The sequence below is a fragment of the Salimicrobium halophilum genome (genome assembly GCF_900100295.1).
Classification (GTDB): domain Bacteria; phylum Bacillota; class Bacilli; order Bacillales; family Halobacillaceae; genus Salimicrobium; species Salimicrobium halophilum.
Map to the genome: position 1 here is coordinate 241,821 of NZ_FNEV01000002.1, position 25,937 is coordinate 267,757.

The following is a 25,937-nucleotide window of genomic DNA, read 5'->3' on the forward strand; positions in this document are numbered from 1 at the left end:
GAAGCTCACGAAACGAATTTTTGATTTCCTTTTTCTTTTCCTATAACCTTAATATAGTGACTACTATTTACATAATCTAAGAAAAGGAGACTTCCAATCATCCATGTTTCTTGATGCGTTCGGTACAAACGGATTTCTACTATTATCCGCATTTTTATTATTCAGTGGCGTCATCGTCGCTAAGTTCTCCAGCCGCTGGGGGATCCCCTCTCTGATCCTCTTCATTATGGTCGGAATGCTGATTGGGAGTGACGGACTCGGTTTCGTCTACTTCGATGATGCAAAGACTGCTCAGATCATCGGGGTATTCGCGCTCGTTATCATCCTGTTCGAGGGTGGGCTGCATACAAAATGGGCGACGGTGAAATCCGTAGCCGGGCCTTCGCTATCCCTCGCGACATTCGGAGTGCTCATCACCTCGGTCCTTATAGGTTTAAGCGCCTATTACCTATTCAATTTCTCTCTACTTGAAGGCATGCTGCTCGGGGCGATTGTCGGTTCTACCGATGCTGCGGCCGTATTCGCCGCGCTGAAGGAGCGGAACATCAAAGCGAAAATGGGAGCGACCCTGGAGGCCGAATCCGGGACGAACGATCCGATGGCCGTGTTCCTGACGTTATCCTTGATAGAACTGATTGTGGCCGAGCAGGGGACGATCTGGTCGATGATTCCGACATTTTTCCTGCAAATGGGGCTAGGTCTGGTGTTAGGACTCATCCTTGGGAAGACGGCTTCTCTTTCCATCAATAATATCAGGCTCGATTCGAGTGCGCTGTACCCGATCCTTTCTGTCGCTTTTGCTCTCATCACCTACAGCATCACGGCCTTTCTCGGAGGTAGCGGCTTTCTTGCGGTGTACGTTGCGGCTCTCGTAATCGGAAATAGCGAACTGACATACCGTTATTCGATTTTCCAATTCAACGAAGGGTTCGCCTGGATGGCGCAGATCCTCATGTTCATCATCCTCGGGCTCCTCGTATTTCCCGGGCAATTATTCACGCCCGAGATTATGGGTAACGGGTTCTTGCTTGCCTTCATCCTTATTCTGATCGCCCGTCCGGCAGCTGTGTTTCTGTCGCTCATCAAGATGAATTACACGATCAAAGAGAAAATTTTCATCTCCTGGGCAGGTCTGAGAGGGGCAGTACCGATCGTGCTTGCGACTTTCCCGATTGTCGAAGGTCTTGATGCCAGTCGACTGATGTTCAATATCGTTTTCTTCATCGTCCTTACTTCGGCTCTCGTCCAGGGATCGACCATTTCCTACGTAGCTGCGAAGTTGGACCTCGTCGGGAAGAAAAAGGACGTTCCTCACCACTCGATTGAGCTCATTTCCATGGGGAAAGCCCAGGCGGAGATGATTCAATTCCAGACAAACAGGGAATCGGCTGTGGTCGGGAAAAAATTGCATGAAATCTCTTTCCCGAATCGAGCCAATGTAAGTGCGATCATCCGCAACAATCATGTCATCACCCCGTATGGAGAAACGGAAATCAAAGCTGGTGACTTTCTTTATATCCTTGTGGAAGCATCCTATAAAGATAAACTGAAAAAAGTATTGGAACAACGTGTGGAGCGCCCGGAACCAGAGGGTCGTGAAAGCGAAGGGAGTTAGTGTATGGATGATGGATGGAAACAGGCGATACCGCTATTATTAGATTTGAAAGTATGGGAAAACCCGGATAATCAACCGGTGGGAATCAGTGGTGTACCTGAGGGTCTCCGGTGTATCGGGGTCGGTACAGATGCTGCCGTATTTCAGGCAGACGACGCCCCTCAGTACGCATTCAAGGTGTATGCCAGAGAGAAAAGCGAGAAGTTGAACGTCGAAGAGTCGATTTACGCAAGACTACGGGGATCGCAATACTTCCCAGTCTGTTTCGGTTCTGGAGAGACCTTTCTCGTCATCAGTTACGAAGAGGGGCCTACGCTTCTCGAATGCCTGCTTCAGGGAATCCCGATTCCGGAACAGGTAGTGAAAGATGTGGAAGCAGCAAGAGATCTTGTCCGGAGAAAAGGGCTCAATCCGCGAGATATCCATTTGAAAAATGTGCTTCTCCAGGACGGACGCGCGAAGATCCTGGATGTGTCTGAATATATCAAAAATGGGGATGACCGCCGCTGGGAATACCTGACGCGAGCGTATCAGGATTATTATCATCTGATCGAAGGAAAGAAGGTACCGCTGTGGCTCGCGGAAGCGGTGCGTACCTGGTACCACCAGGCTGGCGATGATTTTTCCTATGAGAGCTTCATGAAGAAGATTACGCGCTATACAAAATTTTATAAATGACAAAGAGAGCTCTTTTCTGCCGAAAAGGGCTCTCTTTTTGCGGAAAGGCGGATATGTAGAGGGATGATTCAGTTATTTTCTTTTCGCCGTAGGTATTCTTTGTAGACGCGCTCGTTTTCTAAAGAATGAGGAACTGGATCAGACGCTTCCTCTTCGTCTTTCAACTCTTTGTAGATCTTCTCGAGAAGATAAAGGCCCCGAAATATGCAGCCGGCGACGATACCGAACGAAATGATGCCTGCCCAGAAAGGACCCGTCTGCAGAATAAGATAGCCGAGAAACATACTGCCGAGCATGATCATTACCAGCATAGATCAAGTCTCCTTTTGGTAGTTTTTGAAAATACTATTTCCAAAATAACACAGTAGAGACAGGAAGAAAAAAGAAGGAGAAATGTTTCATTCTCCTTCTTTGCCTATCTTTTAAAAAGGGTTGGTCGCCCATTGAAGGGACTGTTTGATGAAGATTCTTGGGTGGAGCTTGAGTTGAGCGACCATGTACTCGGCCAGGTCTTCCGGTTGCATGTATTTCTCTACATCGTTTTTCTCCGGATTATCTCCGAAGGCAAGTTCCGTCGCGACCAGGCTCGGGTTCATCGTGAAGACGCGGATGTTGTGCGGGCGTACTTCCTGCATGAGGGCCTCTGTCATTCCCTGGACGGCAAACTTCGAAGCGCTGTAAGAGGTGGAGCCCGCTGTTCCTTTCAGTCCGCTGCTCGAAGATATGTTGATCATATCTCCACTGTTTTTCTCGATCATATCGGGAAGGACGGATCGAGTGACGTGATACATGCCGAACAGATTGATTTCAATCGTCCTTTTCCATTCATCAGGGTCGATATCGAGAAAGTCCCCGTGCAGACCTACGCCTGCATTGTTGATGAGAATGTCTGCTTTGCCGAGGGATTCTCTCAAGTTTTCGACCGCACGCTCGGTGTCTTCGAGATTGGCGAGGTCTACGGCCTGATATTCAGCACGGACGCCAAGCATTTCTACTTCTTCTTTCACTTTCTGTAGTTTCGATTCTGTCCGTGCGATCAATCCTACGTGTACGCCTTCTTCGGCCAGTTCAAGCGCCGTAGCTTTTCCAATGCCGCTCCCGGCACCTGTGATGTATGCAATTTTTCCTTTGATGTCTTGTCCCATAATGTATTCCTCCTTCTGAACTTAAAGTGCTCCTGTTACAATTACCCTAAACTTTTTCATAAAAAACGACACCGGAATCGTCCCTCCTTTCGATTATAGTTGAAACGAGTGAAATGAGGCGAAGGAATGATAGCTAAAAAAGAATGGAAAACGTGGCAGTCGTTCAAAAACGTGGAGGAACTGGACAAGCACGTAAAGTTCTTCCTCGATCAGCACAAAGGCGAGATTTCTGAAGGGAATTACAAGGTTCTTCAGTTCATTCAGAGGCATTCCCTAGTAGTGCCAGGCGTATCGTTCGCAAAAGTGGCGACCATATCAGAAGGAGCCGGAGTAAGCCGAAGAACGGTGATCCGTTCCGTGAATCGCTACGAGGACATGGGGCTCTTAGAAAAGATCGAGACGAAGAAACCGAATGGAAAGCGTGGCGTGAACCTTCTCGTGATACAACCTCAATCTTTTTCTTTGCCTGAGGATGACACCCCAAGTGACACCCCACCTGACACGGCATCGAAATGCGGGGACGCCCGTCAAGACAGCGCTGGGAAGGGGAATTCCGCACCGGAAGCATATAAGAAACAGAAAAGAATCCTTTCTTGTAAAAAAGACGTAGAGGAGCCGACGTCCGGACATTTCGACGTCAGCTATCTTTCCTCCAACATCCCTTCTTCTTTCGCTACTGCAGCTGCCCCGTTTCTTCCTCTCGCCGAAATCGAACAGGGATGGAATAAGGTATTGCAAGTATATGGTAGAATGAGTACGTTAGAACAACCAATCGAAGCATACATAACGCTTCTCGTACCCGTCTGGAAACAGGTGATTTACGCTTTTAAAATGGGAAGAGTGAGATCGAGCCTCCTGGGTTATTTCCACGGGGCTTTGGAAGAGACATTCTCCAGACAGTTGCGACGGGAAGCTCATGGGAGTTCGGACCTTTTATTCTACGATTGGCTGGAGGAAGAGGAGGAAGAGATTTGCGTCTGATTATGAAAGTCATTCTGCAGGTGGCAGGATTATATATTTTTTATTACATAGGTAGTACCATCCAGGAATGGCTCGGTTTGCCGGTGCCTGGAAGTATATTGGGATTGTTGCTGTTGCTTACGCTTCTGATGACGGGAGCTCTGCCGGTAGCGTGGATCGATCATGGGGCGGGATTCATGCTCGCTTACCTGCCGCTGTTCTTCGTGCCGGTGACAGTCGGCATCATCGAATATCCGATTCTGTTAAGCGGGACGGGGATTCTGATGATTCTGATGACAATCACCGGGACGTGGCTGACGATGTTCGTCGCCGGGTTCACGAGTGAAAAACTCTCGAAGCAAAAGGAGGAAGTGTAATGCCTTTTGTAATGTTTATGCTGACGGTTCTTTCTTTCATGCTGATGGGGAAAATCTACTCTGAATACCGGACACCGGTGCTGACGCCCGTTTTGACGACGGTTGTGCTGCTTGTGAGTGTGCTGTTGGTGTTTGATATTCCTTACGATACATACATGGAGGGGGCGGTCTGGATCGACAAGATGCTCGGGCCTGCCGTCGTCGCACTGGCTTATCCGATGTATCGGCAGCGGGCTGTGTTGAAAAAGCACTTTCTGCCGATCGTCGGGAGTGTCGTGGTAGGCGTAGTAGTTGCTTTCGGTTCCGGGTATGCGATGGCCGTTTCTTTAGGGTTGGAGCGCGAACTGTTGCTTACTCTTTTACCTAAGTCATTGACCACTCCGATTGCGGTACCTGTGGCCTCGGAAATAGGCGGGATCCCTTCGATGGCAGTGGCGTTCACGATGATTGCCGGGTTCACGGCGATTCTGACGTCTCCGTTATTCTTCAAATACATTCCGTTCAAGGATATGGGAAAAGGGATTGCGCTGGGTACGGCGGCTCATGGACTGGGTACTTCGAAAGCGATCGAGTACGGGGAAGAGACGGTCTCTATGAGCTCCGTGGCGATGAGCCTGGCTGCCATAATCGGCTCGTTTTTCGGTCCATTTTTCGTATGGCTTCTGTCCATCTGAGGGTTAATACTCTTTGAAACGTGGAAGATAGGGAGCAGGAGGGATTGCAATGGTGAAATTAGGAAAAACAGATTTATCGATCAATCCGATTGGACTTGGAACAAATGCGGTCGGAGGACATAACTTATACCCGAATCTCGATGAGCAGCAGGGCGTGGATATGGTGAAAGCCGCGATTGATGAAGGCGTGAACTTCCTAGATACGGCTTACGCTTACGGCCCCGGTCGATCCGAAGAACTCGTAGGGCAGGCGATCCGTGAGTCCGGGAAGCGGCATGAAGTCGTTCTTGCGACGAAGGGCGCTAACACGAGTGACGGCGGCAAAAGCAACCGTCCCGACTTCCTGAAAGAAGCGGTGGACAGCAGTCTGAACCGCCTCGGTCTCGACCACATCGATCTCTATTACATTCATTTTCCTGACGAAGACACGCCGAAGTACGAAGCGGTCGGTGCGCTCCAGGAACTGAAAGAAGCAGGGAAAATCCGTGCCATCGGCGTATCCAATTTTTCCATGGAGCAGCTGAAAGAAGCGAACCAGGATGGATATGTGGACGCGATTCAGGAGCACTATAACCTGTTCGAACGGGGAGCGGAACAGACGTACTTCCCGTACACGAAAGAAAACGGCATCAGCTTTGTGCCATTCTTCCCGTTCGCGTCCGGACTTCTTGCAGGGGAATACGACGAGAACACGACATTCCCGGAAGGAGACCTTCGCCTGAACAAGCCGGAGTTCCAGGGAGACGCGTTCAAGGAAAACGTGCGTAAGGTGAATGAACTGAAGCCGATCGCAGATTCGTATGGTATAGATGTGGCTCAACTGGTCCTCGCTTTCTACATTCATCACGATGCGATTGATGCTGTAATTCCTGGTGCGAAGCGGAAAGAACAGGTGCTTCATAACAACAAAGCTGGTAAAGTGAATCTCGACAAGAAGACGATCGAACGAATCGATCAGTTGTTTTCATAAGAAATGGAAGGTGGGGCGACTCACCTTCTTTTTTTGTGTTAAGATTAGGTAAATTATGCCAAACGACTTTGGATGAATTGCCGACAAGATATTAGGAGGGACATTGGTGAAAATCAAAAAGATTTTGGGGCTTTTGTTACTTTCTTTTGTTTTAGTGGGTTGTCAAAACGATAATTTAACCCTGAGCAGCGGGGATGTTACAAGTATCGACGTGTATGAATGGGACAGTGAAAAGCTGGTGGCGACTATTGATGATGAAGGTTTTATTGAAGAACTTGTAACAGAGTTAGATCAAGCCAGTACAGCTTCCACAGCAAATATGGATTTTAAATTACCGGAGTATGAAGTGCACTTTAAAAACGAAGAAGAAACGTTGCTTAAGCTGGGATATTTCAAAAAGAGTATCGATTTAGGTGTAGAAGGTAGGTACTTAGGTTTGGCGGAAGGTATGTTTTTCAATGTGGAAATCCGGCTACCTATGGAATGATTTTCAAGAGATTTTTCAATTTTGAAACGAAATTGGTTTACTATCGTACGTGTAATAAGAGGGTTGATGGAATATTTATCCTGCGAAATTGATCTGGTCTTGAACAATCTTGGTGGTAAATAGTTAAGGGGGGCTTACTAGGTGTGAAAGAGAAACTTTCTTATATTTTTTATTGGCTAATATTGTTATTAGGTATTCACTCATTTTGGCAATTTTTCTTCGTGGAATATGGCTTCGTGTATACGATGATCTTTACCTTCAGTTGTGGTTTTCTAGGACTTGTATTGGCGATGTCATTACGAAGCCGTATATTAATTGCGGTAAGTGCGTCACTCCTCTTGAGTCCGTACCTTCTGTTGGTCGTAATGAATATCATTTAGAGATTCCGTGATTTACATAGTCACAAGTAAAATCTATAGCAAAGGAGGGGAGAGATCCATGGACATTATCTTATCGATCATACTGGTGATCACTCTGATCATTTCAGTATCTTATGTAGTGTTTAAGAGAAAACAAGCCGGTATCACCGGAATGAAAAGCGCTTTGACACCCATTTGCCTTTTCCTCATCGGTGTCGTGAACCTATTCGCTTACTGGTTCGGTTTCAGTGGACTGGTAAGTTGGACGATGAGTATAGTTTTGTTGCTTCTGGGTGCTTATTTCACAAAATATATTCAAGCACCTGTGAAACAAGGATGAAGTGTATGCAGGTTTAGGGGGGATGATCGTATGAAAATACTTAGACTACTTTTGGGCGCGGTGGTAAGTGCCCTGGCTTGTTTCAGTTTGATAACAGGAACTACTGGGATAACGCCGTATCTCTTATTATTAGTGAGTGGATTAGTTCTCGTTATGGGGATTACGGAGTTTCAAAAACGGAAACCGATCGCTTTTACTCTATTCCTTGCATTCGGATTCAGCTTTTTCGTCGGGATATATACTTTGTAAATGAAAGTTCTATGAGGAGAAGATTTACATAGTCTCAGAGCAAGGAGGGTGGATATGGAAAAGAAGCACGCGCTGGTGATTGGCGGGACGGGGATGTTATCCGACGTCACGCTTTGGCTTGCGGAAAAAGGATATGTCGTATCTGTCATTGGAAGAGATAGAATCAGACATGAAATTGTGAGGGGGAAATCGCACGACCCGGAGTTAATTAATAGTTTGAAGGTAGATTACAGAGACCATGCATTACTCGAAACTTTAGTTAAAGACGCTATCGAAGAATATGGTCCAATCTCATGTGTCGTCAGTTGGACTCCCTTCCTCGAATCATTGGAGTTGATCAATCGGATCATATCGGAGAAGAACCTTAATTGGAAGCTGTTCCAGGTGATGGGAAGCAGACGTTATTTCGAAAAAAATCAGCTGGAGGTCACACCTCAGTGTCACCATCGAAGCATTTATCTTGGGTTTGTCATGGAGGACAATCACTCAAGGTGGTTGACCCTTGAGGAGATTGCCGGCGGAGTTATCGAGAGTGTGAAGGAAGACCGGGAAGAGTCGGTGATCGGCGTTCTTCATCCATATGAGAAACGGCCCGGTTATTAAACTCACTTGAAAACATCAGAGAGGCAGGTTTGAATAGAAATGTTACCTGAATTAGAAACAGAACACTTATTGTTACGAGCTTATGAAAGAAAGGATGCTCCGCGAGCTAAAAGATTAGCTGGAGACAAAGATGTAGCGGAGACTAACTTTTTGCCTCATCCATATACGTTGGAGATGGCCGAAGGTTGGATTTCAAGTCATCCAGATCTGATCGAAAAAGGAGAAACTTATCCATTTGCGATTATTCTCAAAGGGGAAGATCAACTTGTAGGCACAATGACACTTAGAGTAGACAAATTACATAACAAAGGTGAACTGGCTTATTGGATTGGCAAAGACTATTGGAATAATGGTTACGCCACGGAAGCTGCCCAATTAGTTATTGATTTTGGGTTTAAGGAGCAAAAGCTGAATAGGATATGGGCTCCAGTAATGAGCAAAAACAAAGCTTCGGCAAAATTGATGCAAAAAGTTGGTCTGACCTACGAAGGAACGTTAAAACAGGACATTATAAGATGGGATGAGTATCAGGATGTCGATATTTTTGGCCTTTTGAAAGAAGATTATTTTGGAAGGAAGCCATCCGTATAAAGATGAAGGTATATCTGAATAATTTAGAGAGGAGAGGTTCCGGTGATGATCTTTGTATATTTAGTAATTAGTATTGGTATGTCATTCTTTCTAGGAATCATTCCGGAAGGGTTCGGAAATACGTTGCTGCTTGGCGCTATTTTGGGTGTGTTGTTAGGAATTTTTCATCAGCTTACTAAAATATACAAATGGTTGAGCAATGAGAATGATGAATCTACTGTTGAGTCAAGTAAAATACCCATACGTAGGTAAGGGAAAGCAGTGAGGTGAGCCTTAAAATGGTGAAATGGACTCCAGAGAAATTTACTACCAAAGATAGGATGAAAGCTGCTAATGAAATACTGAAAGAATTGAAAGACAAATATAAAGAGTCATTAATAGCTGTAGCAATTGAAGGGTCGACAGCTAAAGGGTTAGATGCACCAGAATCCGACTTGGAGTTAAGAGTACTCTTGGACAAAGACTATAACTATCATAGGTGGTACGCCTTCTTTTATGAAAAAATGTTCGTAGGAATCAGCTATAATTCTGTTTCCAAAGCATTAGAAGCTTCCAAAGGAATTGATTATGAATGGTCCATAAGTGGCGATAATTTGGAAACTGCTGAAGTGATCTTTGATTCACGAAATGTTTATGGGGAATTGAAAGCGAATAATAAGGCAGCTGAGCAAAATGCAGACTTTGAGGAACTATTCTTAGAAGCTACAACGGATATGTATGAACGTGTCTATAAGGTCTATACACTTTCTCGTATGAACTACATAGGGATGACCCGAGAGGTGGCTAATATAGCTTATTGGGCGGCATTAGCGGTTGGTTTAGCCAACAGGGTTAAGTATAGGTCCAATAAAACTATGGTTGAAGATAGTTTCGCATTGGAAAACACACCAGAAAATTATGAACAGCACGTAAGAAGCTTGTTTTTAAATACAGACATAGATGATATCCAAAATGCAGTAAGCGATCTATGGATGACGTTTGATAATTGGATTCAGCAAGAGGTTGGTATGAATTTGAATGATGATCACTTAAGATACATTTAACTAAACGGATTGGTAAGGGTTGGAAAATGAAGACATTACTTTCGTTCCATTCCATCGTGCACGCAATTTTCTGGATAGGGACTTTGCTCATATTCTTTGCTATGAATAAAGAAACGACTGCTTCGTTATTAATGAATGGGTATCTGATGTACCTTGTTTTCTACGTGGTATTTTTAATATATGTAGGGATTTCGAAAACAAGAAAGTTGAAGTGGGCTCAATTAAAGGAAAGAATAGTTAGATTCATTGGATGGTTTCTTTCATTAAGTGCTGTCCACTATCTAATGAACTGGGAGATCGATATATGGGGGTTAGCTGTTCCTTTAGGTTTGTCACTTGGATTGGTTTTTTCTGAGTTCATGACAAACTAAAGGCTCGTACCCGTCTCGCAACATATTATTAAACTAAAAAACGTCAGAGGTGAAGACAGCATGTGTTTTGAATTCAGACCTATAACCATAGAGTATGTGAAAGAAATCTCTTCATGGAATTATGAAGGCTACGTGGAAGAAGTGATCATGACTCCATATATTGAGTCCTTCGAGAAGTCACAGGAGCTGACCGGACCTGGTGGCAGTGATGGTTTCGTAGCATTTTTAAATAATGAAACTGCCGGTTTGTTCGAATTCAACATCCAGGGAACTGTGATGGAGATAGGTTTGGCTCTCAGACCTGATCTTATAGGTCAGGGCTTAGGAGTGACATATGTTCAACAGGGGTTGGAGTTTGGTCTGCAATATTATACTGCTGACCTTTTCTTGGTGAGATTGTCTGTAGACAAAAGGAATGAAGCGGCCATTCGAGTCTATGAAAAAACAGGATTCCGTAAAGTGGAAGAGAACGAAGTCGATAGTAAAATGATTCTGCCGTTGTGAAATGAAGGAATGTCTAGATGGAGAATCCGTGGCCTGGATGATATTCGAAGTAGAAAATAAGAGCATTAAAGGGAGGATTTTATGAGGCTGGTAATCGTAGGTGGTGTCACGGGGGTGTTGACTTATATCATTACTGAAATCATATTTCATTTTTTTGATTTTACTTACAACGTGTTCATGAACGATTTTAACCTCCTGTCCGTGGTTATCGATTTCGGAAGTTACATAGGTATTTTTTTACTGATTTTCTACACCTTAAAGAAAGTATTCATTAAGGAGTAACATTTTAAATCCAGTAAAATTGAAGCTATCATCTTTGGGGTAACAAGGAGGGCTTAAACTGTGAATAGGGTCTTAAGGATATCGTCGTTTCTCATGCTTATCCTAAGTATATCTTTTGTTATTTTAGATGTGATATTAAACCTGATAGAGATGCCGTATTTAATTTGGTTGCTGGGTATGTTGGTTTACTGGTTCTTATTGGGGTACGATGATTATTTCGAGGAAGGCAACAAAATGTGGGGAGGAGTCACTATGGGCTTGTCCACAGGTTGTTTCTTCACCATTCTATTTTTAATGCTTACATAGGTAAGGTTTTATATGAAGAGGATGACTGCTTATCTTAAATTGCAGTTCCAGATATTTGCAGATACTGAATAGAATTACTGTTCATACTATATTATTTGGAGAGGGATGAAGATGGATAATCAATATTTTGTAGGATGGGGGACGTTGGCTCTCATCAATGCGGGGCTTGCTCAAGGAAAGAACAGGACAGGGTTGGACTGGTTCCTGCTTTCTTTAGTATTGGGGCCGATAGCAACCTTCATCCTATTATTCGTAGAAAAGAGAAGCTAAGTTAAGGAGGACGATTGCATGGATTTGCTGATGTCGACATTTCTGATGTTCTTTCCCATTATCATAGTAGCTTTTCTCATAAGGTGGGTACGTTTGATTAAGATCAATAGTGACAAACAAGTTGAACAGAATAAAAGGATCATTTCTCTTCTTGAGAAAGCAGAAAAAGAAAAGTGACCGTGCCATAAGTGTTTCGGGAAAGGGGAATATATGATCAGATGGACGCTGGCTATTGTATTGATTATCACGATAGGATTTTACATATGGCAAAGCATGGGTTCGACTTCCTTAGAAGGAGAGTCAGAACATTGGCGTGCAAGCTACGAAGGGTACAAAGAAGGTAAGTTCAACTACAGAGAATATCGTATCATTTACACAGGAAAAGAAGAGATCAAAGGCACGGACATCACTTATTCGATTGAATCCGACCACATCCAGACAGGGCAAGAAGGAAACCTTCAAAAGACAGATAAGCTAGAAGGGAAAGGAGCCGAAGTCACGACAGTTTGCGGAAGTTGCAGAATAGCGATGAAGAGCGGAATGATTACAATAGAAGTTCAATGGGCCGACCATAAGGAACGCCTGGTACTGGAATAGTGATTCTTGCTTTCGTGTTAGGACGAATAAAAGACTGTGAAGTTTGACAGGGGGGAGCAACTGTGAAGAATCCGAAGAAGCTGATTTTTACTGTGTTTCACATCATAACGCCATTGTTCTATTTTGCAGGGTATTCAGCCATTCAATTTTTTCAAGGTAATCCTGTTATGGAGACTATACCAGACACGTTATCAATCATTGCCATCTATTCTATTGTGATGAATATTATGTGGGTGTTCAATGTAGATAAGCTTGATCGTGCAATTGAAAGAGACAAAGAAAACCGTGAACATAACGCTAATGTATAACCAAACGTCAGCACTTGAACTTCTGGTTAAGAGAGAGGGGAGAAGGATTGTGAAGAAATCTTCGTACGATACCCATTACCGGCAGACTGACTATTTCGGAGACCCTTATCCCGGACTCGTGGAATTCTTTGAAGCGTACGAACCGAAAGGCCACGTGCTTGACTTAGGTTGCGGGCAGGGAAGAGATTCCTTGAGTTTAGGCAGGCTGGGGTACGAGGTCACGGGCATCGATGTCTCTAGTGTCGGAATCGAACAGATGAATCGAGCGGCGCGTGAGGAGAATCTGGAAGTGACAGGCGTAGTCGAGGACATCTATACATGTCCGGTGGAAACGAAGTACGATATCGTTCTGCTTGATTCGATGCTCCATTTTTATAAGAAGGACGAGGAGAAGGAAACGGCACTGGTCCGGAGAATTGCTTCAGAGCTGAAAAATGGCGGAGTGCTTGCGATCTTCATGATCGAAGGGATGAAGCGGGAGGCTGTTCTGAAAGGGATCTTCGATGAAATGGACATCCCATGGACCGTGCTAGCTGATCGTTATACGGACTATACGGAATTCAGCGCTCGTTATCACATGTATATTTTGAAAAAATCATAGAAAGCATGATCATTAGGAAAAGATCGGGGGACGAGCCCTGACTTTTTTTGACCTGTTTTTGACAGAAGGAGTCATACCTTTGTCACCCCTCTAACCGCTTACATGTGGTAAGATGAAGAGGAAAGAGAGGGTTATCATGATCGAACAGGCAAAAGAGTTTTTGACCCAATGTTATCAGGAGTTGCAGAAGTCTGAATCTGACCTCCGTAAACGGATAGACGAAGTGGAAAAGGAAATAGAAGAAACGGGACTTTATACACACACGTATGAAGAACTGGAACACGGAGCGAAGATGGCGTGGCGCAACAGTAACCGCTGCATCGGCCGTTTGTTCTGGAACCGGCTCGAAGTGAAAGACTGTCGCCATATGGAAACGGAAGAAGAAGTGGCCGGAGCTCTGACCAATCATATTCGGGAAGCGACCAACGGAGGGAAGATCCAGTCGACGATTTCTATTTTCAAACCGAAAACGGAGGAAGGCGAAATCAGAATCTGGAATCATCAGCTGCTCCGTTATGCCGGTTACGAGACAGAGAATGGAATTATCGGCGATCCCGCTTCGGTGGAACTGACGAAACGGGCGATGGAGCTTGGCTGGAGAGGTGAAGGGACATCTTTTGATATTCTGCCGCATATCTTTCATATCGATGACCGTGGTCCTGTCTGGTATGACGTTCCGAAAGACGCCATCCAGGAAGTGGAGCTGAGGCATCCTGATTATGACTGGTTCCGGGAGCTCGGTCTTCGCTGGTACGCAGTTCCGATCATTTCCGACATGCGTCTCGAGATAGGTGGTATCGACTACACGTGTGCGCCGTTCAATGGCTGGTACATGGAAACGGAGATCGGAGCGAGGAACTTGGCGGATGATTTCCGGTATGACTTGCTGCCGGTCGTCGCTGAAAAGATGGGAATCGATACGAATCGGAATTCTTCGTTATGGAAGGACCGGGCGCTCATAGAGTTGAACCAGGCGGTGCTTTATTCCTTTCAGGAAGATGGAGTATCGCTCGTGGATCATCATACGGCTGCGCAGCAGTTCCAGGTTTTCCAGAAAAATGAGTGCAAGTATGCTCGTCAGGTGACAGGAGACTGGTCGTGGCTGAACCCGCCCGTGTCTCCAGCGACGACACCGATTTTTCATCAAAGTTATGAGGACCGGATGGATTCACCGAATTATTTTTACCAGGAAGCGGCTTATTCCTGAAACTTTTCGTGTCGTAAATCGTAGAAACAGAGTAGAAGAGAGGAGGAGTTGTTATTGGATATCAAACCGAAGAAGACGAGCGGTCTCTCCGCTGGTCAAAAACAGAAACTGAATAAGTTCGGCGGTTGGTTCGGGAAGTTCTTCACGTTCTTGATCATTGTCGCATTTCTCGTACTTATATCATTCAATTGGATCACCGACTATATATGGATGGGAACCGTGGGGTATCAGGAATCCTACATGACCATTCTGACGAGCAAACTGACGCTCGGGGTGGTCGGATTCCTCGTATTTGCGATTTTTACTTATATCACCTTCAGTTGGATCCGGAACGTGTATGTCGGGCATTTTTCCGCCGGGCAACTTCCGGGATTCATCAATAGTAAGAAACAGAGTCGATTGATGGTGCTTGTTGTTGCGCTTATCGTCGGGCTGCTCGGAAGTGTGCTCGTACAGGGAGTGGGCTGGGAGCCATGGCTCAAGTTCCTCAACTACGAGACGTTCGGAGTCAGTGACCCGCACTTCGACCGGGACGTGTCATTCTATATGTTCGTCCTGCCGTTCATTGAGTTCGTCCTTTCCATTGTGCTAGGACTCGCCATCTTTTTCTTCCTAGTGGAGATCGGGTTCTATTCCGTTTACAACATGTACCGGATGAGCCGCAAAGCACAGATGCATATGGGTATCACGCTTGCTGTGATCGGGGTATTGCTTGCCGTACAGCACGTACTTGAACCGTTCCATTCACTGCTCACCAATCAGGTGAATGCGATCCAGGAGAGTGTGGTACATGGACTCAGCTATACGGATGATGTCGTGAATAACCCGGCATCCTACGTCATGGCGGGGATTGCCCTGCTTGGAACCATTTGGATCGTCATCTCCTTGTTCCGTGGCAATTGGAAAGGGATGATTGCGCCAATCGTGCTATATATCGCTGTCGGTATTCTGGCTCAGGGTGCATCGATGATCGTTCAGAACTTCGTTGTATCACCGAATGAATTTTCAAGAGAAAGTCCTTACCTGGAAGAGAACCTATCCATGACAAGGACCGCTTATGATTTGGATAATATGACCGAGGAACAGCACCCGGGCGCGGACACCCTCGACCAGGCGATGGTGGAGCGGAACCAGGATACGATCAATAACGTCCGTATCAATGACGCCCGTCCGATCCTCGATGTCTATAATCAGCTCCAGACGTTCCGTACGTACTATGAGTTCAATGATATCGATATCGACCGTTACAATATCGACGGGGAATATGAACAGGTTTTCCTCGGCGCTCGTGAATTGAACACATCCGACTTACCGTCTCAGGCACAAACGTGGGTGAACCAGAACCTTCGCTATACGCACGGGTACGGAATCGCGATGAGTAATGTCAATGAAATCACTCCGCAGGGACAGCCGGAATACATGGTAGAAAACCTTCCTCCTGAAGGGGATCTCGAGATCACGCGTCCTCAGGTGTATTTCGGGGAAGAAGAGTACGATTCCGTCATCGTGAACAGTGGAGTCGAAGAATTCGATTATCCCGCCGGCGACGAGAATATGTCGAACACCTTCGAAGCAGATTCCGGCGTACCTCTATCAGGAATCAACCGGGCTCTATTTGCGATCAATGAAGGATCGTTCCGTATGTTCGTCTCCGATCAGGTGACCGGGGATTCTCAGCTTCTACAGACAAGAAATATCATGGATCGTGTAGAAAGAGTCGCTCCATTCCTGAGCTATGACGAAGATCCATACATTTTCGTCCGCGACGACGGAACGATGGCGTGGATGATCGACGCTTATGTAACAGAAGAGAATTATCCATATTCCGAACCGTATTCCGGCGACAATAGCTATATCCGGAACTCGGTGAAAGTGACCGTGGATGCTTATACCGGAGAAATGGACTTCTACGCGGTGAATCCGGAAGAACCGCTACTGCAGACATACCAGCAGATTTTCCCTGATCTGTTTACGACAGAGATTCCGGAGGATGTGAGGAATCACTTCCGTTATCCGATCGACCTGTTCAAAGTACAGGCACAAATGTATCAGACGTACCATATGACGAACCTCGAAGTATTCTATAATCGTGAGGACTATTGGGAGATTCCTACCGAGAAGTACTTCAATGAGGATATCGCGATGGAGCCGTATTATATAACGATGCGTCTGCCGGAAGCGGAAGAAGAGGAATTCATCCTCATGACGCCGTTCACTCCGAGAAACCGTCAGAACATGATCGCCTGGATGGGTGTCCGTAACGACGGGGACAATTACGGAGAGATGATGGTCTATGAATTTCCGAAACAGGAAAACATCTATGGACCGCAGCAGATCGAGAACCGCATTAACCAGGACAGCAACATTTCCCAACAGCTGAACCTGTGGTCTCAAGGTGGATCCGAAGTTATCCGTGGGAACCTGCTTGTTCTGCCGATTGAAGATACCGTACTGTATGCGGAGCCGATTTATATCGAGTCTTCCAACGAGACGTCGCTTCCTGAAGTGAAGCAGGTCATTCTTGCTTATCAGAACCAGATCGTGATGGAGCCGACGTTCGATGAGGCCCTTGAAGTGCTGCTATCCCGCGTCGATCCGGAAGCGGAAGCACCGGAAGACGGTGGAGATAGTGAACAGCAGGGAGACACGCCGCAACAGCCATCGATCGAATCGAACGAAGTGTTGCAGGAGCTGTCCGATTTGTTTGACCAGTACCAGCAGCAGATGTCTGAAGGAAATTACGAAGAAGCAGGTCGTATTATGGAAGAAATCCAGACGACGCTTCAGGATTCCCAGACTCTCCAGGGAGCCCAGCAGCCACAGCCGAACGGAGAGAATCCGGACGCTGAAGGCGAAGCGGGTGCTTCCGGAGAAGAAGGTACTACAGAAGAATCTACAGAAGAATAGATTTGAGAAAGCCGTTCCTTGTCACAGGGAGCGGCTTTTTTTATAAATGAATTGTTTTTTCGAAGACAATAATGTAATATATAATTAACATAAGTCATTTATATATTACATCGGGAGGGTGAGCTGTGAAGAACAACGTCAAGATTACACGAATGAAGCTGTCCATCACCCAACAGCATTTGGCACGCAAGGTCGGTGTAGCTAGACAGACGATCGGTCTGATCGAGAAGGGACAGTACAACCCGAGTCTTAAGCTGTGCATCGCCATTGCGAAAGAGCTGGATGCTACGCTCGACGATTTATTCTGGGAGGAGGAAGCGGAATGAAGTCATGGATGTCTTTTTTATTATCGAATGACGAGTACAAACGGTTGAAGATGTTACATTTCTACGCAGAAGGCGGCGTACTGCTGTTCATTGCGATGCTTGTGCTTTTCTTGACGAACGATTATTTCGGACTTGGTCCGGACGTTATAGTGTTGCTCGGTATGATGGTGTTCATTTTCTACGTCAGTACCAGGTATATGTTCGCAGGGATCGAGTACCCGGATATGACTTCGGAGAAGAGTTACAGGAAGGAAGTGAGAGTGACCTTGATGCGATCGGTCACGTTCCTGGGTATTTTCAGCGGGTTCTATCTCCTGCTGGTGGACATACCTACCACCGCAGAAGCATGGATCGATCTTGCCGGAATTGCTATCATCACAAGCGTGGTCATGTTCGTCTCGACGTTTATTTCATTGAAGCGATCGTATAAAAAGAACAGAGAATTGCTCTGAACCGAATCTTCTGACCGATCGAGTTCGTACATTCTGGATGAAGGGGATGGCATGGTTCCCAGTTCTGTATGAACGAAAGGGGGAGATAAGTTGATCAAGAGCAGAAAAGCGATAATAAGTTCTCTGCTGATAATGTGCTTATGTATGGTGTTATTCTTTCCATACCCTGATAACCCCATGGTGGGCGTACGTAGTGCCCTTTGGTCTTTTCCTATAATGAATGAAGAAGGCTATATCATACGTGGGATCATCGGAGCGGTTCTTTTCGTCACCGGTTTAATTTTACTTGCGGCCGGGATGAAGAAGTATCGGTTCCGGGCAGTGATTTTGCTCATTTTGCTATACACTGCTTTGCCACCTGTACTTATTAAGGTCCACCAGGAGACCTTCGCTTCGGGAATAGGAGCCGTATCCTTGAAGGACAATGGGTTGTGCGAGTTTGAAAAGAGAAGTGAAGATGTGGTGAATGGACATTGTGAACTTTTTTTACATAACAGAAGTAACGACCCCGTAACATTCGAATTGAAGTTTTTAGACTCTTCTTTTGCTGACATGGATATGCGAGTGGAGTCCCTCATGAATATAGGAGGACCGTATTCTATTACTATAGGAGCGAATCAGGAAAGAATGATCGAGGTGGACAAGCCCATCGATGTATCGGATATGGCTGAGGGTGATTATGTAGAAAACGGGACGTCTTTTGAAGTTCATCTTAAGTTGATTAACGATGGAAACGAACGTATCTTGTGAAGCAATAAAGATATGCTTAGGTTAGTTACGACAAAAAAGGACCGGCCTTGGTGACCGGTCCTTTTCCATAATCAAAAATCGTATTTCGCTTCTTCTGCTTCTTTGATTTTCTGATACGTATCTGTCAGCACCATCGTATCTTCGACGAGACGATCAAGACGGAAGAACACATCGTCATTAATGATTTCTTTATTGAGAAAATCTTTGTCATTCAGGAATACATACGTCTGAACGACTTGTGCTTTCATATACCCGAGAATCGGCTTCAGCTGCTGCTCCGGAATAAGAAAATGTTTATCGGAGCCGGCTGTCGCGTACATACTGACGATTTTCCCTTCCAGCCCATCCTGAGGAAGAAGGTCAAAGATATTCTTAAGTGTCGCCGGGATGGATGCCTGGAAAATCGGGGTGCCGATGATGACAGCGTCCGCTTCCATGATCGTCTGCGCGACGTAACCGGTGTCCCCTTTATAGTCCAGATAGTTCCGTCCGTCACTGAACTCGATGTCGTAATCGCCGAGATCGATCAAAGTAAACGTGTGCTCCGGATACTGACGTTCCACGGATTGTTTCACATAGTTCATCGCTGTTCTCGTTTTCGAGCCGACTTTGGAGCCGGCCAGACCTACAATGTTCATCCGAAATCCTCCTTACTTCTTCGTATGCTTCTTAACTTCTGGAAGAATCTTTTCCCCGATCAGGTCGATGTTTTTCTTCAGTTTTTCAAAAGGGACACCGCCGAAGTCCATTTGTGCAATGTAACGCTGGTGACCGAACGTTTCATGCTGGTAAAGAATCTTCTCGATGATCTGTTGCGGGCTTCCGACGTTCATGACGCTTCTCGAGTCGGCACCTTGGGCGAACATCTGCTTGGAAAAGCCGTGACCGTTCGTTTTCTTCATGCCTTCGTTGAAAAATGGATACGATTCGCGCAATGCTTCCTGCGTCGTTTCCCCTGGGTAGAAGAAACCTGCCATGGATACCGGCAATTCGTCCGGATCGTGGCCTCCCTGGCTGGCAGCCTGACGGAAGGTGTCTACCGTATTCTTGAACGTGGAAACAGGACCACCAAGAGCTGCGAAGAACATCGGAACGCCTGCGTAACCTGCTTTCATAGCACTCGCCGGATGTCCACCCACAGCACGCCAAATCGGAAGTTCTCCGTTCATCGGTCTTGGTAGAATGTGAGCGTCTCTGAGTGGAGCGCGGAAGTTCCCGCTCCAGTTGAGCACTTCATGTTCATTGATTTGACGCAGAAGGTCGAATTTTTCCTCATAAAGATCTTCGTAATCCCGGAGGCTATAGCCGAGAAGTTCGAAGTTCCGGGTACGTGAAGCTCTGCCTGCAATCAGTTCCGTACGCCCACCCGAGATCAGGTCGATTGTTGCGAAATCTTCGAAGACGCGCACGGGATCGAGCGTACTGATGATGGTAGAGGAGCTTGCTATTTTTATTTTTTCCGTTGCCTGAGCGATGGCACCGAGCACGACAGAGTGTGCCTGCGTCGTGAAGTAGTCCTGATGGCTTTCGCCGACACTGAAAAAGTCGATGCCTGCCTGTTCGGCAAGTTGGGATAGTTCGATTATTTCGTTCAATCGCTGGGAGGCTGGAATCCGCTCACCAGTCGATGGGTTCGGCAAATGGTCGCCGAGGGTGTATAGTCCGAATTCTAGTCCATTCGATTGGTCCAATCCATATTTCATCAAAAACTCACCTTTCTCTTTTCAGGAGTCTAATGTTATTATGTACGATAATAGAACTGATGGGAAGTACGCACTTTCAGGATAGGTAGTATCATCAATGATACCTATGGGGAGGAATAACGATGAACGAACATATGAAACCGGATCAGTGTCAGGTACAGGAAGCACTTGGCATCCTGGTAGGGAAGTGGAAGCCGATCATTTTGCTTCATTTGTTGAAAGAAGGAACGCAACGTTTCAGCGAATTGAAGCGTGAGATTCCGGAGATTACGCAGAAGATGCTTACGAAGCAGTTGAGGGAATTGGAAGCGGAAGGAATTGTCGCTCGTGAAGTTTACCCCGAGGTGCCGCCGAAAGTGGAGTATTCGATCACGGAATATGGTCGTGAGCTTCAACCGATTTTGGAGGCGATGCATGAGTGGGGGCAGAAGCATGCTCAATTTAAGAAGGAGAAAGCTTAGATTATCAGTTATGATGATCGACTTTTGATGATTTCTTGAAAAGAGGTGATACCTTGGGGATTAAAAACATAATTATGGGCCTGATATTGGGGTACTTGGCAGTTGTCGGTGTAACGGAATTACTGGGTATGAGAATTGTGCATACAGGCTTATTCTTTCCTCTGTTGCTGCTAGGGATTGTAACCATAGATAATGGCATGTCTTTTATAAAAGAGGGATCGAAAATATACGGATTCTTTGTGGGGTCGATGGGTGGAGTACTTCTGCTCGTCTCATGTGCAGGGATGATCATGGAGTGACCACATAACCGGACCCTACTCATAAAAGTAATCAGAGGAAAAGGTTTCTTCCTTGAAAATCAGGGGAAATAATCGGTTAGTTGATACAAAGAAAGGAGTCATCTATGAGCATCGCTTATATCTCAGACATTCATGGAAACGCAACAGCACTAGAAGCAGTACTGGAAGACATCAAACAACAAAACATCGACCAAATAGTCGTCCTCGGCGATCTCTGTTTTCGCGGGCCGGAACCTAAAAAATCGTTGGACCTTATCCGAAAACTGGATGCACCAGTCATCAAAGGCAATGCGGATGCCTGGGTGACACGCGGGATTCGCATCGGCGAAGTACCGGAAAAAGTCATAAAGATGATGCGAGAAGAACAGGAGTGGACATGTGCTCAGTTGACGGACGATGACATGTCTTATCTTAGAGAATTACCTGAACAGGTCACAGAATCCATAGGAGATAAGAAGGTGTACGGATTTCACGCAACACCGGATAGCCTCTTTGAAGTGGTGAAACCTGATTCGTCCGATGAAGACTTGCGAAAAGCCATTATGGAAAAAGAAGAGGCTGACATCTATCTTTACGGTCACATCCACACCCCTTATGTGCGTCATATTGACGGAAAAACAGTTGCTAATCTCGGAAGCGTCGGATTGCCATTTGATGAGGACCCAAGAGCTTCATATTTAATAGTGAATGAAGAGGGACCGGAAATCAGAAAGGTTTCTTACGACATTGATCAGGCAGTCCAAAAACTTTACGACCATGATTATCCGCAAGCGGACCTGGTTGCAAACGTATATCGCACAGGAAAACTCTGAAATAAAAATGCCAGGGCTCACCCCTGGCATACATTTACGACTCCTCAGGCGACGCGCACCTTCTGCCGAAACGGTTCCGCTCGTGATCGGCCCAGGAAAAAGCATCTTGGATGGCTTCCTTCATTTTCATCTCATCCACTTTTTTAAAATTGCGGATCCGGATGCAATGCTTGCCGTTATTCCCTCCCCCGAGCACTTCTTTTGTGTAGATAGAAGGTAGAGGCCTTCCGTTCTTTTCTGCCGCTACATAGACGCTGATATTCGTCTTTTGCGGGGCGACACCGATTACCGGCCACACACCTTCCCCCTGATTATCCTGCCAATCCATCTCCCCATATCCCATCATGGTAATGCTGGAGCCAGCAAACAACTGGCGTTTTGCATTCGGTACAGTATCCATGATCCATGTATCCAACGTACGCATACCTTCTTCAAACTTCCCTGATGCTTCAAACAATTCTTCAATGGTACCAGCTTCCACTTTCATCCGATCGCCTCCTTTTTCTCTATTATAGCTTATCTATGATTATTAATCTGCAAACGTATGTTCTTGATTTTTCCATAAAAAAACGATATGTTTAACAAAAGAAAGGACGTGACCGAAGAATGACAAACGTGGTCATCCTGGCGGAAAAGCCATCCCAGGCGAAAGCATACGCAGACGCCTTCCAAGTGCAGAATAAGACGAATACATATATACAGCTGAAGCCGGATTCTATTTTTTCTGATGGAGCGACGATTACCTGGGGTGTCGGTCATCTGGTCGAACTGAAAGAGCCTCACGATTATAAAAAAGAATGGAAGAAGTGGAAGCTCGATCAGCTGCCGATGGTGCCGGACCGTTTTCAGGAGAAAGTGTCGAAGGGGAAGTGGGAGCAGTTCCAGGCGGTGAAGCAGCTGTTCAAACAGGCCGATATGATCGTGAATGCGGCAGACGTCGACCGCGAAGGCTCGAATATCTTCTATAGTATTCTGCGACTTACTGGTGTGAAGAAGCCGGTGAAGCGTCTGTGGATCAACTCGCTTGAAAAAGACGAAGTGCGGAAAGGGTTCGAGCGTCTGCAGAATAACGAGAAGGATCTGCGCATGTTCGAAGAAGCGAAAGCGCGTCAGATCAGCGACTGGCTCGTAGGGATGAACGCGAGTCGTCTGTTCTCGTTACATCTTCAGAAGAAAGGGTACGGAGGTCATCTGTCGATAGGTCGTGTGCAGTCGCCGACGGTGTATCTTATCTATCAGCGACACAAAGAGATCGAGAATTTCGTTTCTGAACCCTTTTACCAGATAGAAGGTGAATTCCAAGCGGAAAAAGGGAAGTACAAAGGTCTTGCGAAGATCAAAGAGAAAGATAAAGCGAAAGTACAAGCCTTGATGGACAAGCATCGCCTGAAGGAACAGGAACCCTATGAAGGCACCATCGAGAACGTGGACAAGAAAACGAAGCGGATCAAGTCTCCAAAACTCCATTCCCTGTCGACGCTCCAGAGTGTGGCGAACCGTATGTGGAAGTATCCACCGGCGAAAGTATTGAAGATCGCCCAGCAGCTGTATGAGAAAAAGCTTCTCTCTTACCCGCGAACGGACTGCAACTTCATTACGAATAGCGAATTCTCTTACCTGGTTAAAAAAGTGGATGATTACCAGCGGACGCTCGGCAGCAACTTTTCTCCTGTATCCTTGAAACCGAATAAGCGCTACGTCAATGGTTCCAAGGTGGAAGAGCACTATGCGATCATTCCGACCAAAACGATTCCCACGGCGAAGAAGCTCGAAGGTCTCAGCCGCGAGGAGCGCAATATCTACAACGAAGTGTTAGCGACGACGCTTGCGATGTTCCATAAGGATTACGTGTATGAAGAAACGGTGATTCAGACAGATGTACACGAGTTGCCATTTTTCTCGAAAGGTAAAAGAGAAGTTGACCTTGGGTGGAAAGAATTGTTCCCACAGCCGAAGAAGAAAAAAGAAGAACTGCTTCCGGAAGTGCAGGAAGGGGAGCGCCCAGAAGCGAACGTTCATATCAAGGAAAGCATGACGCAACCGCCGAAGCCATACACGGAAGGACAACTCATCACAATGATGAAAACCGCCGGGAAAACGGTGGAGGATGAGGAAGATGTGGAAATCCTGAAAGAAGTGGAAGGACTCGGCACGGAAGCCACTCGCTCCGGTATCATCGAGACGATCAAGAAGCAGAACTACATCACCGTCAAGAAGAATGCCGTTTCCATCACCGACAAAGGAATTATGCTATGTGAAACGATTGATGGGACACTTCTCTCGAGTCCGTCCATGACCGCCAAATGGGAAGCGTACCTTAGGAAAATTGGAGAAGGGGAAGGATCGAAACAGACATTCATCGATAACACAGGCAAATTCATCGAGAAGCTGATCCAGGAAGCTCCCGCCTCTGTGGAAAAGGTGCAGATCCGCGATACAGGAGAGAAGAAAAAGAAGTGGAACGAACCGATCGTCACCTGTCCTTCCTGTAAGAACGGATCCATCATCGACCGCTATAAGTTTTACGCATGTTCCGGATATAAAGAGGGGTGCAAAGTCACGTTTCCGAAGCGGCTGGCCGGCAAGTCGCTGACGCCGAATATGATCAAAACGCTCTGTGAGAAGAAGCAGACGAGAGTGTTGAAAGGGTTCAAGAGTAAGAATAAGAAGTCGTTCAGTACGGCGTTAAAGCTTGATGAAGATTGCAGCATCAAATTCGATTTTGCACAAAAATGAAGAAGGCGACCAGTTCCTTAGGATAGGAGTTGGTCGCCTTCTTTATCAGCTCATGATCTGAGACCCCTGAAGAAGCTCGGGCTTGGCTCCAAGAGTAAGGAGGAATATCTTGGAATCATTGATATCTTTGTGCTTCTGCATCACCTGGGTCAACTGGTCGATATCCGGATGATCTTTCAGCTTTTGCACTTCCTGTTGATACAGATGAAGGACAGATCCGCGAAGGAACTTGGGTTCATATGCTGGGAGGTCGTCGTCCATCAATAAAGAACCCATGTATCCGTACTTGAGTTGAAGCTGTCTTGTTAGACTCACGACATGAACCAACTGCTCCGATAACTCGGGGTAATTCTGCTTCAACGTCTCCAAATCCTCTTTCACATCATACAACTGATTCAATCCAGCTACCATGTATGTCATTACACTTCCACTCCTTTTTCCCATGGTTTCTCGAGACCGATGATTTCCGTCAATTCTTTGCTGTGCTGCTTCCTTGTGCGGCGACGCTCTGCGCGTTCTTTTCCGGATTCGTAAAGAAACTTCTCTTCTTCTGTCTCAGGTACAAGCTGAGGAACGGAGATTGGTTTTTTATTTTCATCCAGAGCGACGAAGGTCAGGAATGCCGTAGCTGCCATTCGCCGCTCGCCGGTGATCATGTCTTCCGCTATCACTTTACAGAAAATCTCCATCGATTTGTTTCCAGTGTAGGAGACGAAGGATTCCACGCATACGGAATCCGTCTGATGAATGGGATGGAGAAAGTCGATCGAGTCCGTGGAGGCAGTCACACATTCCTTGGCACGTGCATACCGCCGGGCAGACAGGGTTGCATTATTGTCCAGCTTCTTCATAAGCACACCGCCGAACAGGGTATTATAATTATTCAAGTCGTTGATCATCACCTGATCCGTATTTACAATCAGGCTTTCCCGTGGATATTTGGTTTCCGTCATG

35 protein-coding genes are annotated in these 25,937 nt (G+C 46.1%); 28 read left to right on the top strand and 7 right to left on the bottom strand.

All coding sequences use genetic code 11. From position 1 onward, the window contains the following. The first annotated feature begins 103 nt into the window (after positions 1-103). Both BLQ44_RS04630 and BLQ44_RS04635 read left to right on the top strand, forming a co-directional pair. Positions 104-1,615 carry a potassium/proton antiporter gene (locus BLQ44_RS04630; protein WP_093192550.1) on the top strand — a complete coding sequence of 504 codons (1,512 nt, stop codon included), beginning with the start codon at positions 104-106 and terminating at the stop codon, positions 1,613-1,615. A gap of 3 nt (positions 1,616-1,618) precedes the next feature. Beyond that, the gene (locus BLQ44_RS04635) at positions 1,619-2,293 is read left to right on the top strand and encodes a serine/threonine protein kinase (RefSeq protein WP_093192552.1); all 675 of its coding nucleotides are present in this window, start codon (positions 1,619-1,621) and stop codon (positions 2,291-2,293) included. A gap of 68 nt (positions 2,294-2,361) precedes the next feature. Here BLQ44_RS04635 and BLQ44_RS04640 read toward each other — a convergent pair whose 3' ends face one another. Continuing rightward, positions 2,362-2,604 (bottom strand): hypothetical protein, encoded by a 243-nt coding sequence (locus tag BLQ44_RS04640; RefSeq protein ID WP_093192554.1) that lies wholly within the window; start codon positions 2,602-2,604, stop codon positions 2,362-2,364. Positions 2,605-2,715: 111 nt separating this feature from the next. Continuing rightward, positions 2,716-3,438 carry a 3-ketoacyl-ACP reductase gene (locus tag BLQ44_RS04645; RefSeq protein ID WP_093192556.1) on the bottom strand — a complete coding sequence of 241 codons (723 nt, stop codon included), beginning with the start codon at positions 3,436-3,438 and terminating at the stop codon, positions 2,716-2,718. Between the two features lie 126 nt (positions 3,439-3,564). Here BLQ44_RS04645 and BLQ44_RS04650 point away from each other — a divergent pair, with 126 nt between their 5' ends. The 22 genes from BLQ44_RS04650 to BLQ44_RS04765 all read left to right on the top strand — a co-directional run bounded on the left by BLQ44_RS04650 (position 3,565) and on the right by BLQ44_RS04765 (position 18,972). Beyond that, positions 3,565-4,419 carry a Fic family protein gene (locus tag BLQ44_RS04650; protein WP_093192558.1) on the top strand — a complete coding sequence of 285 codons (855 nt, stop codon included), beginning with the start codon at positions 3,565-3,567 and terminating at the stop codon, positions 4,417-4,419. Continuing rightward, complete coding sequence (locus BLQ44_RS04655) at positions 4,410-4,775, top strand: CidA/LrgA family protein (RefSeq protein ID WP_093192560.1); 366 nt, start codon at positions 4,410-4,412, stop codon at positions 4,773-4,775. The genes BLQ44_RS04650 and BLQ44_RS04655 overlap by 10 nt, the downstream gene beginning before the upstream one ends. Beyond that, complete coding sequence (locus BLQ44_RS04660; protein ID WP_093192562.1) at positions 4,775-5,449, top strand: LrgB family protein; 675 nt, start codon at positions 4,775-4,777, stop codon at positions 5,447-5,449. Before BLQ44_RS04655 ends, BLQ44_RS04660 begins: the two co-directional genes overlap by 1 nt. Before the next feature lie 43 nt (positions 5,450-5,492). Continuing rightward, positions 5,493-6,419: an aldo/keto reductase gene (locus tag BLQ44_RS04665; RefSeq protein ID WP_176757433.1), complete on the top strand. Its 927-nt coding sequence runs from the start codon at positions 5,493-5,495 to the stop codon at positions 6,417-6,419. A 106-nt stretch (positions 6,420-6,525) separates the two neighbouring features. Then, positions 6,526-6,906, top strand: coding sequence for a hypothetical protein (locus BLQ44_RS04670; protein ID WP_093192566.1), 381 nt, complete (start codon positions 6,526-6,528; stop codon positions 6,904-6,906). 438 nt (positions 6,907-7,344) lie between these two features. After that, positions 7,345-7,605 (top strand): hypothetical protein, encoded by a 261-nt coding sequence (locus BLQ44_RS04680; protein WP_093192570.1) that lies wholly within the window; start codon positions 7,345-7,347, stop codon positions 7,603-7,605. Positions 7,606-7,635: 30 nt separating this feature from the next. After that, positions 7,636-7,854 carry a DUF3953 domain-containing protein gene (locus BLQ44_RS16780; RefSeq protein WP_093192572.1) on the top strand — a complete coding sequence of 73 codons (219 nt, stop codon included), beginning with the start codon at positions 7,636-7,638 and terminating at the stop codon, positions 7,852-7,854. Positions 7,855-7,908: 54 nt separating this feature from the next. After that, positions 7,909-8,457, top strand: a complete 549-nt coding sequence (locus BLQ44_RS04690; RefSeq protein ID WP_093192574.1) for a Rossmann-fold NAD(P)-binding domain-containing protein — start codon at positions 7,909-7,911, stop codon at positions 8,455-8,457. Between the two features lie 39 nt (positions 8,458-8,496). After that, complete coding sequence (locus BLQ44_RS04695; RefSeq protein ID WP_093192576.1) at positions 8,497-9,048, top strand: GNAT family N-acetyltransferase; 552 nt, start codon at positions 8,497-8,499, stop codon at positions 9,046-9,048. Between the two features lie 42 nt (positions 9,049-9,090). Further along, positions 9,091-9,300, top strand: coding sequence for a DUF3810 domain-containing protein (locus tag BLQ44_RS04700; protein WP_143004690.1), 210 nt, complete (start codon positions 9,091-9,093; stop codon positions 9,298-9,300). A 26-nt stretch (positions 9,301-9,326) separates the two neighbouring features. Beyond that, entirely contained in the window at positions 9,327-10,091 is a 765-nt protein-coding gene (locus tag BLQ44_RS04705; protein WP_093192580.1) for a kanamycin nucleotidyltransferase C-terminal domain-containing protein, read from the top strand. Between the two features lie 431 nt (positions 10,092-10,522). Beyond that, positions 10,523-10,966 carry a GNAT family N-acetyltransferase gene (locus BLQ44_RS04715; protein WP_093192584.1) on the top strand — a complete coding sequence of 148 codons (444 nt, stop codon included), beginning with the start codon at positions 10,523-10,525 and terminating at the stop codon, positions 10,964-10,966. A gap of 699 nt (positions 10,967-11,665) precedes the next feature. Then, positions 11,666-11,824, top strand: coding sequence for a hypothetical protein (locus BLQ44_RS16485; RefSeq protein ID WP_176757427.1), 159 nt, complete (start codon positions 11,666-11,668; stop codon positions 11,822-11,824). Positions 11,825-11,842: 18 nt separating this feature from the next. After that, on the top strand, positions 11,843-12,001 hold the full coding sequence (locus BLQ44_RS16490) for a hypothetical protein (RefSeq protein WP_176757428.1): 159 nt from the start codon (positions 11,843-11,845) through the stop codon (positions 11,999-12,001). A 33-nt stretch (positions 12,002-12,034) separates the two neighbouring features. Then, positions 12,035-12,421: a hypothetical protein gene (locus BLQ44_RS04730; protein WP_093192590.1), complete on the top strand. Its 387-nt coding sequence runs from the start codon at positions 12,035-12,037 to the stop codon at positions 12,419-12,421. 62 nt (positions 12,422-12,483) lie between these two features. Next, positions 12,484-12,729, top strand: a complete 246-nt coding sequence (locus tag BLQ44_RS04735; RefSeq protein WP_093192592.1) for a hypothetical protein — start codon at positions 12,484-12,486, stop codon at positions 12,727-12,729. Between the two features lie 49 nt (positions 12,730-12,778). Further along, positions 12,779-13,330 (top strand): class I SAM-dependent methyltransferase, encoded by a 552-nt coding sequence (locus BLQ44_RS04740; RefSeq protein ID WP_245688095.1) that lies wholly within the window; start codon positions 12,779-12,781, stop codon positions 13,328-13,330. Between the two features lie 136 nt (positions 13,331-13,466). Continuing rightward, a complete protein-coding gene (locus tag BLQ44_RS04745; RefSeq protein WP_176757429.1) occupies positions 13,467-14,537 on the top strand; it encodes a nitric oxide synthase oxygenase in 1,071 nt (356 codons plus the stop codon). A 54-nt stretch (positions 14,538-14,591) separates the two neighbouring features. Next, positions 14,592-17,444: a UPF0182 family membrane protein gene (locus BLQ44_RS04750; RefSeq protein ID WP_093192596.1), complete on the top strand. Its 2,853-nt coding sequence runs from the start codon at positions 14,592-14,594 to the stop codon at positions 17,442-17,444. Between the two features lie 125 nt (positions 17,445-17,569). Then, positions 17,570-17,770, top strand: coding sequence for a helix-turn-helix transcriptional regulator (locus BLQ44_RS04755; RefSeq protein WP_093192598.1), 201 nt, complete (start codon positions 17,570-17,572; stop codon positions 17,768-17,770). Beyond that, positions 17,767-18,222 (top strand): hypothetical protein, encoded by a 456-nt coding sequence (locus BLQ44_RS04760; RefSeq protein WP_093192600.1) that lies wholly within the window; start codon positions 17,767-17,769, stop codon positions 18,220-18,222. The genes BLQ44_RS04755 and BLQ44_RS04760 overlap by 4 nt, the downstream gene beginning before the upstream one ends. 90 nt (positions 18,223-18,312) lie before the next feature. Continuing rightward, positions 18,313-18,972: a hypothetical protein gene (locus tag BLQ44_RS04765; RefSeq protein ID WP_093192602.1), complete on the top strand. Its 660-nt coding sequence runs from the start codon at positions 18,313-18,315 to the stop codon at positions 18,970-18,972. 71 nt (positions 18,973-19,043) lie between these two features. On the opposite strand, the gene BLQ44_RS04770 is transcribed toward BLQ44_RS04765, so the two are convergent. Then, the gene (locus BLQ44_RS04770) at positions 19,044-19,610 is read right to left on the bottom strand and encodes an NADPH-dependent FMN reductase (protein WP_093192604.1); all 567 of its coding nucleotides are present in this window, start codon (positions 19,608-19,610) and stop codon (positions 19,044-19,046) included. 12 nt (positions 19,611-19,622) lie between these two features. Continuing rightward, a complete protein-coding gene (locus BLQ44_RS04775; protein WP_407690363.1) occupies positions 19,623-20,675 on the bottom strand; it encodes an LLM class flavin-dependent oxidoreductase in 1,053 nt (350 codons plus the stop codon). Positions 20,676-20,797: 122 nt separating this feature from the next. Here BLQ44_RS04775 and BLQ44_RS04780 point away from each other — a divergent pair, with 122 nt between their 5' ends. From BLQ44_RS04780 to BLQ44_RS04790, 3 genes are all read left to right on the top strand, one after another. Beyond that, entirely contained in the window at positions 20,798-21,136 is a 339-nt protein-coding gene (locus BLQ44_RS04780) for a winged helix-turn-helix transcriptional regulator (RefSeq protein WP_093192608.1), read from the top strand. A 53-nt stretch (positions 21,137-21,189) separates the two neighbouring features. Next, the gene (locus BLQ44_RS04785) at positions 21,190-21,435 is read left to right on the top strand and encodes a hypothetical protein (RefSeq protein ID WP_093192610.1); all 246 of its coding nucleotides are present in this window, start codon (positions 21,190-21,192) and stop codon (positions 21,433-21,435) included. Between the two features lie 104 nt (positions 21,436-21,539). Beyond that, the gene (locus BLQ44_RS04790) at positions 21,540-22,247 is read left to right on the top strand and encodes a metallophosphoesterase family protein (RefSeq protein WP_093192612.1); all 708 of its coding nucleotides are present in this window, start codon (positions 21,540-21,542) and stop codon (positions 22,245-22,247) included. Positions 22,248-22,281: 34 nt separating this feature from the next. Here BLQ44_RS04790 and BLQ44_RS04795 read toward each other — a convergent pair whose 3' ends face one another. Next, entirely contained in the window at positions 22,282-22,734 is a 453-nt protein-coding gene (locus tag BLQ44_RS04795; RefSeq protein ID WP_093192614.1) for a DUF1801 domain-containing protein, read from the bottom strand. 119 nt (positions 22,735-22,853) lie between these two features. On the opposite strand from BLQ44_RS04795, the gene BLQ44_RS04800 reads away from it, so the two are divergent. After that, positions 22,854-24,983, top strand: a complete 2,130-nt coding sequence (locus BLQ44_RS04800; RefSeq protein ID WP_093192616.1) for a type IA DNA topoisomerase — start codon at positions 22,854-22,856, stop codon at positions 24,981-24,983. Positions 24,984-25,028: 45 nt separating this feature from the next. Here the strand turns inward: BLQ44_RS04800 and BLQ44_RS04805 are convergent, their stop codons facing one another. Together BLQ44_RS04805 and BLQ44_RS04810 are read right to left on the bottom strand one after the other, a co-directional pair. Further along, a complete protein-coding gene (locus BLQ44_RS04805) occupies positions 25,029-25,403 on the bottom strand; it encodes a hypothetical protein (protein ID WP_093192619.1) in 375 nt (124 codons plus the stop codon). Further along, complete coding sequence (locus tag BLQ44_RS04810; RefSeq protein WP_093192621.1) at positions 25,403-25,936, bottom strand: acyl-CoA thioesterase; 534 nt, start codon at positions 25,934-25,936, stop codon at positions 25,403-25,405. Before BLQ44_RS04810 ends, BLQ44_RS04805 begins: the two co-directional genes overlap by 1 nt. Position 25,937: the final 1 nt, after the last annotated feature.

Coding starts and splice junctions, on each gene's coding strand:
- BLQ44_RS04630 (WP_093192550.1), top strand. CDS start 104: ATGTTTCTTGATGCGTTCGGTACAAACGGATTTCTACTATTATCCGCA.
- BLQ44_RS04635 (WP_093192552.1), top strand. CDS start 1,619: ATGGATGATGGATGGAAACAGGCGATACCGCTATTATTAGATTTGAAA.
- BLQ44_RS04640 (WP_093192554.1), bottom strand. CDS start 2,604: ATGCTGGTAATGATCATGCTCGGCAGTATGTTTCTCGGCTATCTTATT.
- BLQ44_RS04645 (WP_093192556.1), bottom strand. CDS start 3,438: ATGGGACAAGACATCAAAGGAAAAATTGCATACATCACAGGTGCCGGG.
- BLQ44_RS04650 (WP_093192558.1), top strand. CDS start 3,565: ATGATAGCTAAAAAAGAATGGAAAACGTGGCAGTCGTTCAAAAACGTG.
- BLQ44_RS04660 (WP_093192562.1), top strand. CDS start 4,775: ATGCCTTTTGTAATGTTTATGCTGACGGTTCTTTCTTTCATGCTGATG.
- BLQ44_RS04680 (WP_093192570.1), top strand. CDS start 7,345: ATGGACATTATCTTATCGATCATACTGGTGATCACTCTGATCATTTCA.
- BLQ44_RS16780 (WP_093192572.1), top strand. CDS start 7,636: ATGAAAATACTTAGACTACTTTTGGGCGCGGTGGTAAGTGCCCTGGCT.
- BLQ44_RS04690 (WP_093192574.1), top strand. CDS start 7,909: ATGGAAAAGAAGCACGCGCTGGTGATTGGCGGGACGGGGATGTTATCC.
- BLQ44_RS04695 (WP_093192576.1), top strand. CDS start 8,497: ATGTTACCTGAATTAGAAACAGAACACTTATTGTTACGAGCTTATGAA.
- BLQ44_RS04705 (WP_093192580.1), top strand. CDS start 9,327: ATGGTGAAATGGACTCCAGAGAAATTTACTACCAAAGATAGGATGAAA.
- BLQ44_RS04715 (WP_093192584.1), top strand. CDS start 10,523: ATGTGTTTTGAATTCAGACCTATAACCATAGAGTATGTGAAAGAAATC.
- BLQ44_RS16485 (WP_176757427.1), top strand. CDS start 11,666: ATGGATAATCAATATTTTGTAGGATGGGGGACGTTGGCTCTCATCAAT.
- BLQ44_RS16490 (WP_176757428.1), top strand. CDS start 11,843: ATGGATTTGCTGATGTCGACATTTCTGATGTTCTTTCCCATTATCATA.
- BLQ44_RS04730 (WP_093192590.1), top strand. CDS start 12,035: ATGATCAGATGGACGCTGGCTATTGTATTGATTATCACGATAGGATTT.
- BLQ44_RS04745 (WP_176757429.1), top strand. CDS start 13,467: ATGATCGAACAGGCAAAAGAGTTTTTGACCCAATGTTATCAGGAGTTG.
- BLQ44_RS04760 (WP_093192600.1), top strand. CDS start 17,767: ATGAAGTCATGGATGTCTTTTTTATTATCGAATGACGAGTACAAACGG.
- BLQ44_RS04770 (WP_093192604.1), bottom strand. CDS start 19,610: ATGAACATTGTAGGTCTGGCCGGCTCCAAAGTCGGCTCGAAAACGAGA.
- BLQ44_RS04775 (WP_407690363.1), bottom strand. CDS start 20,675: ATGAAATATGGATTGGACCAATCGAATGGACTAGAATTCGGACTATAC.
- BLQ44_RS04780 (WP_093192608.1), top strand. CDS start 20,798: ATGAACGAACATATGAAACCGGATCAGTGTCAGGTACAGGAAGCACTT.
- BLQ44_RS04790 (WP_093192612.1), top strand. CDS start 21,540: ATGAGCATCGCTTATATCTCAGACATTCATGGAAACGCAACAGCACTA.
- BLQ44_RS04795 (WP_093192614.1), bottom strand. CDS start 22,734: ATGAAAGTGGAAGCTGGTACCATTGAAGAATTGTTTGAAGCATCAGGG.
- BLQ44_RS04800 (WP_093192616.1), top strand. CDS start 22,854: ATGACAAACGTGGTCATCCTGGCGGAAAAGCCATCCCAGGCGAAAGCA.
- BLQ44_RS04805 (WP_093192619.1), bottom strand. CDS start 25,403: ATGACATACATGGTAGCTGGATTGAATCAGTTGTATGATGTGAAAGAG.
- BLQ44_RS04810 (WP_093192621.1), bottom strand. CDS start 25,936: ATGACGGAAACCAAATATCCACGGGAAAGCCTGATTGTAAATACGGAT.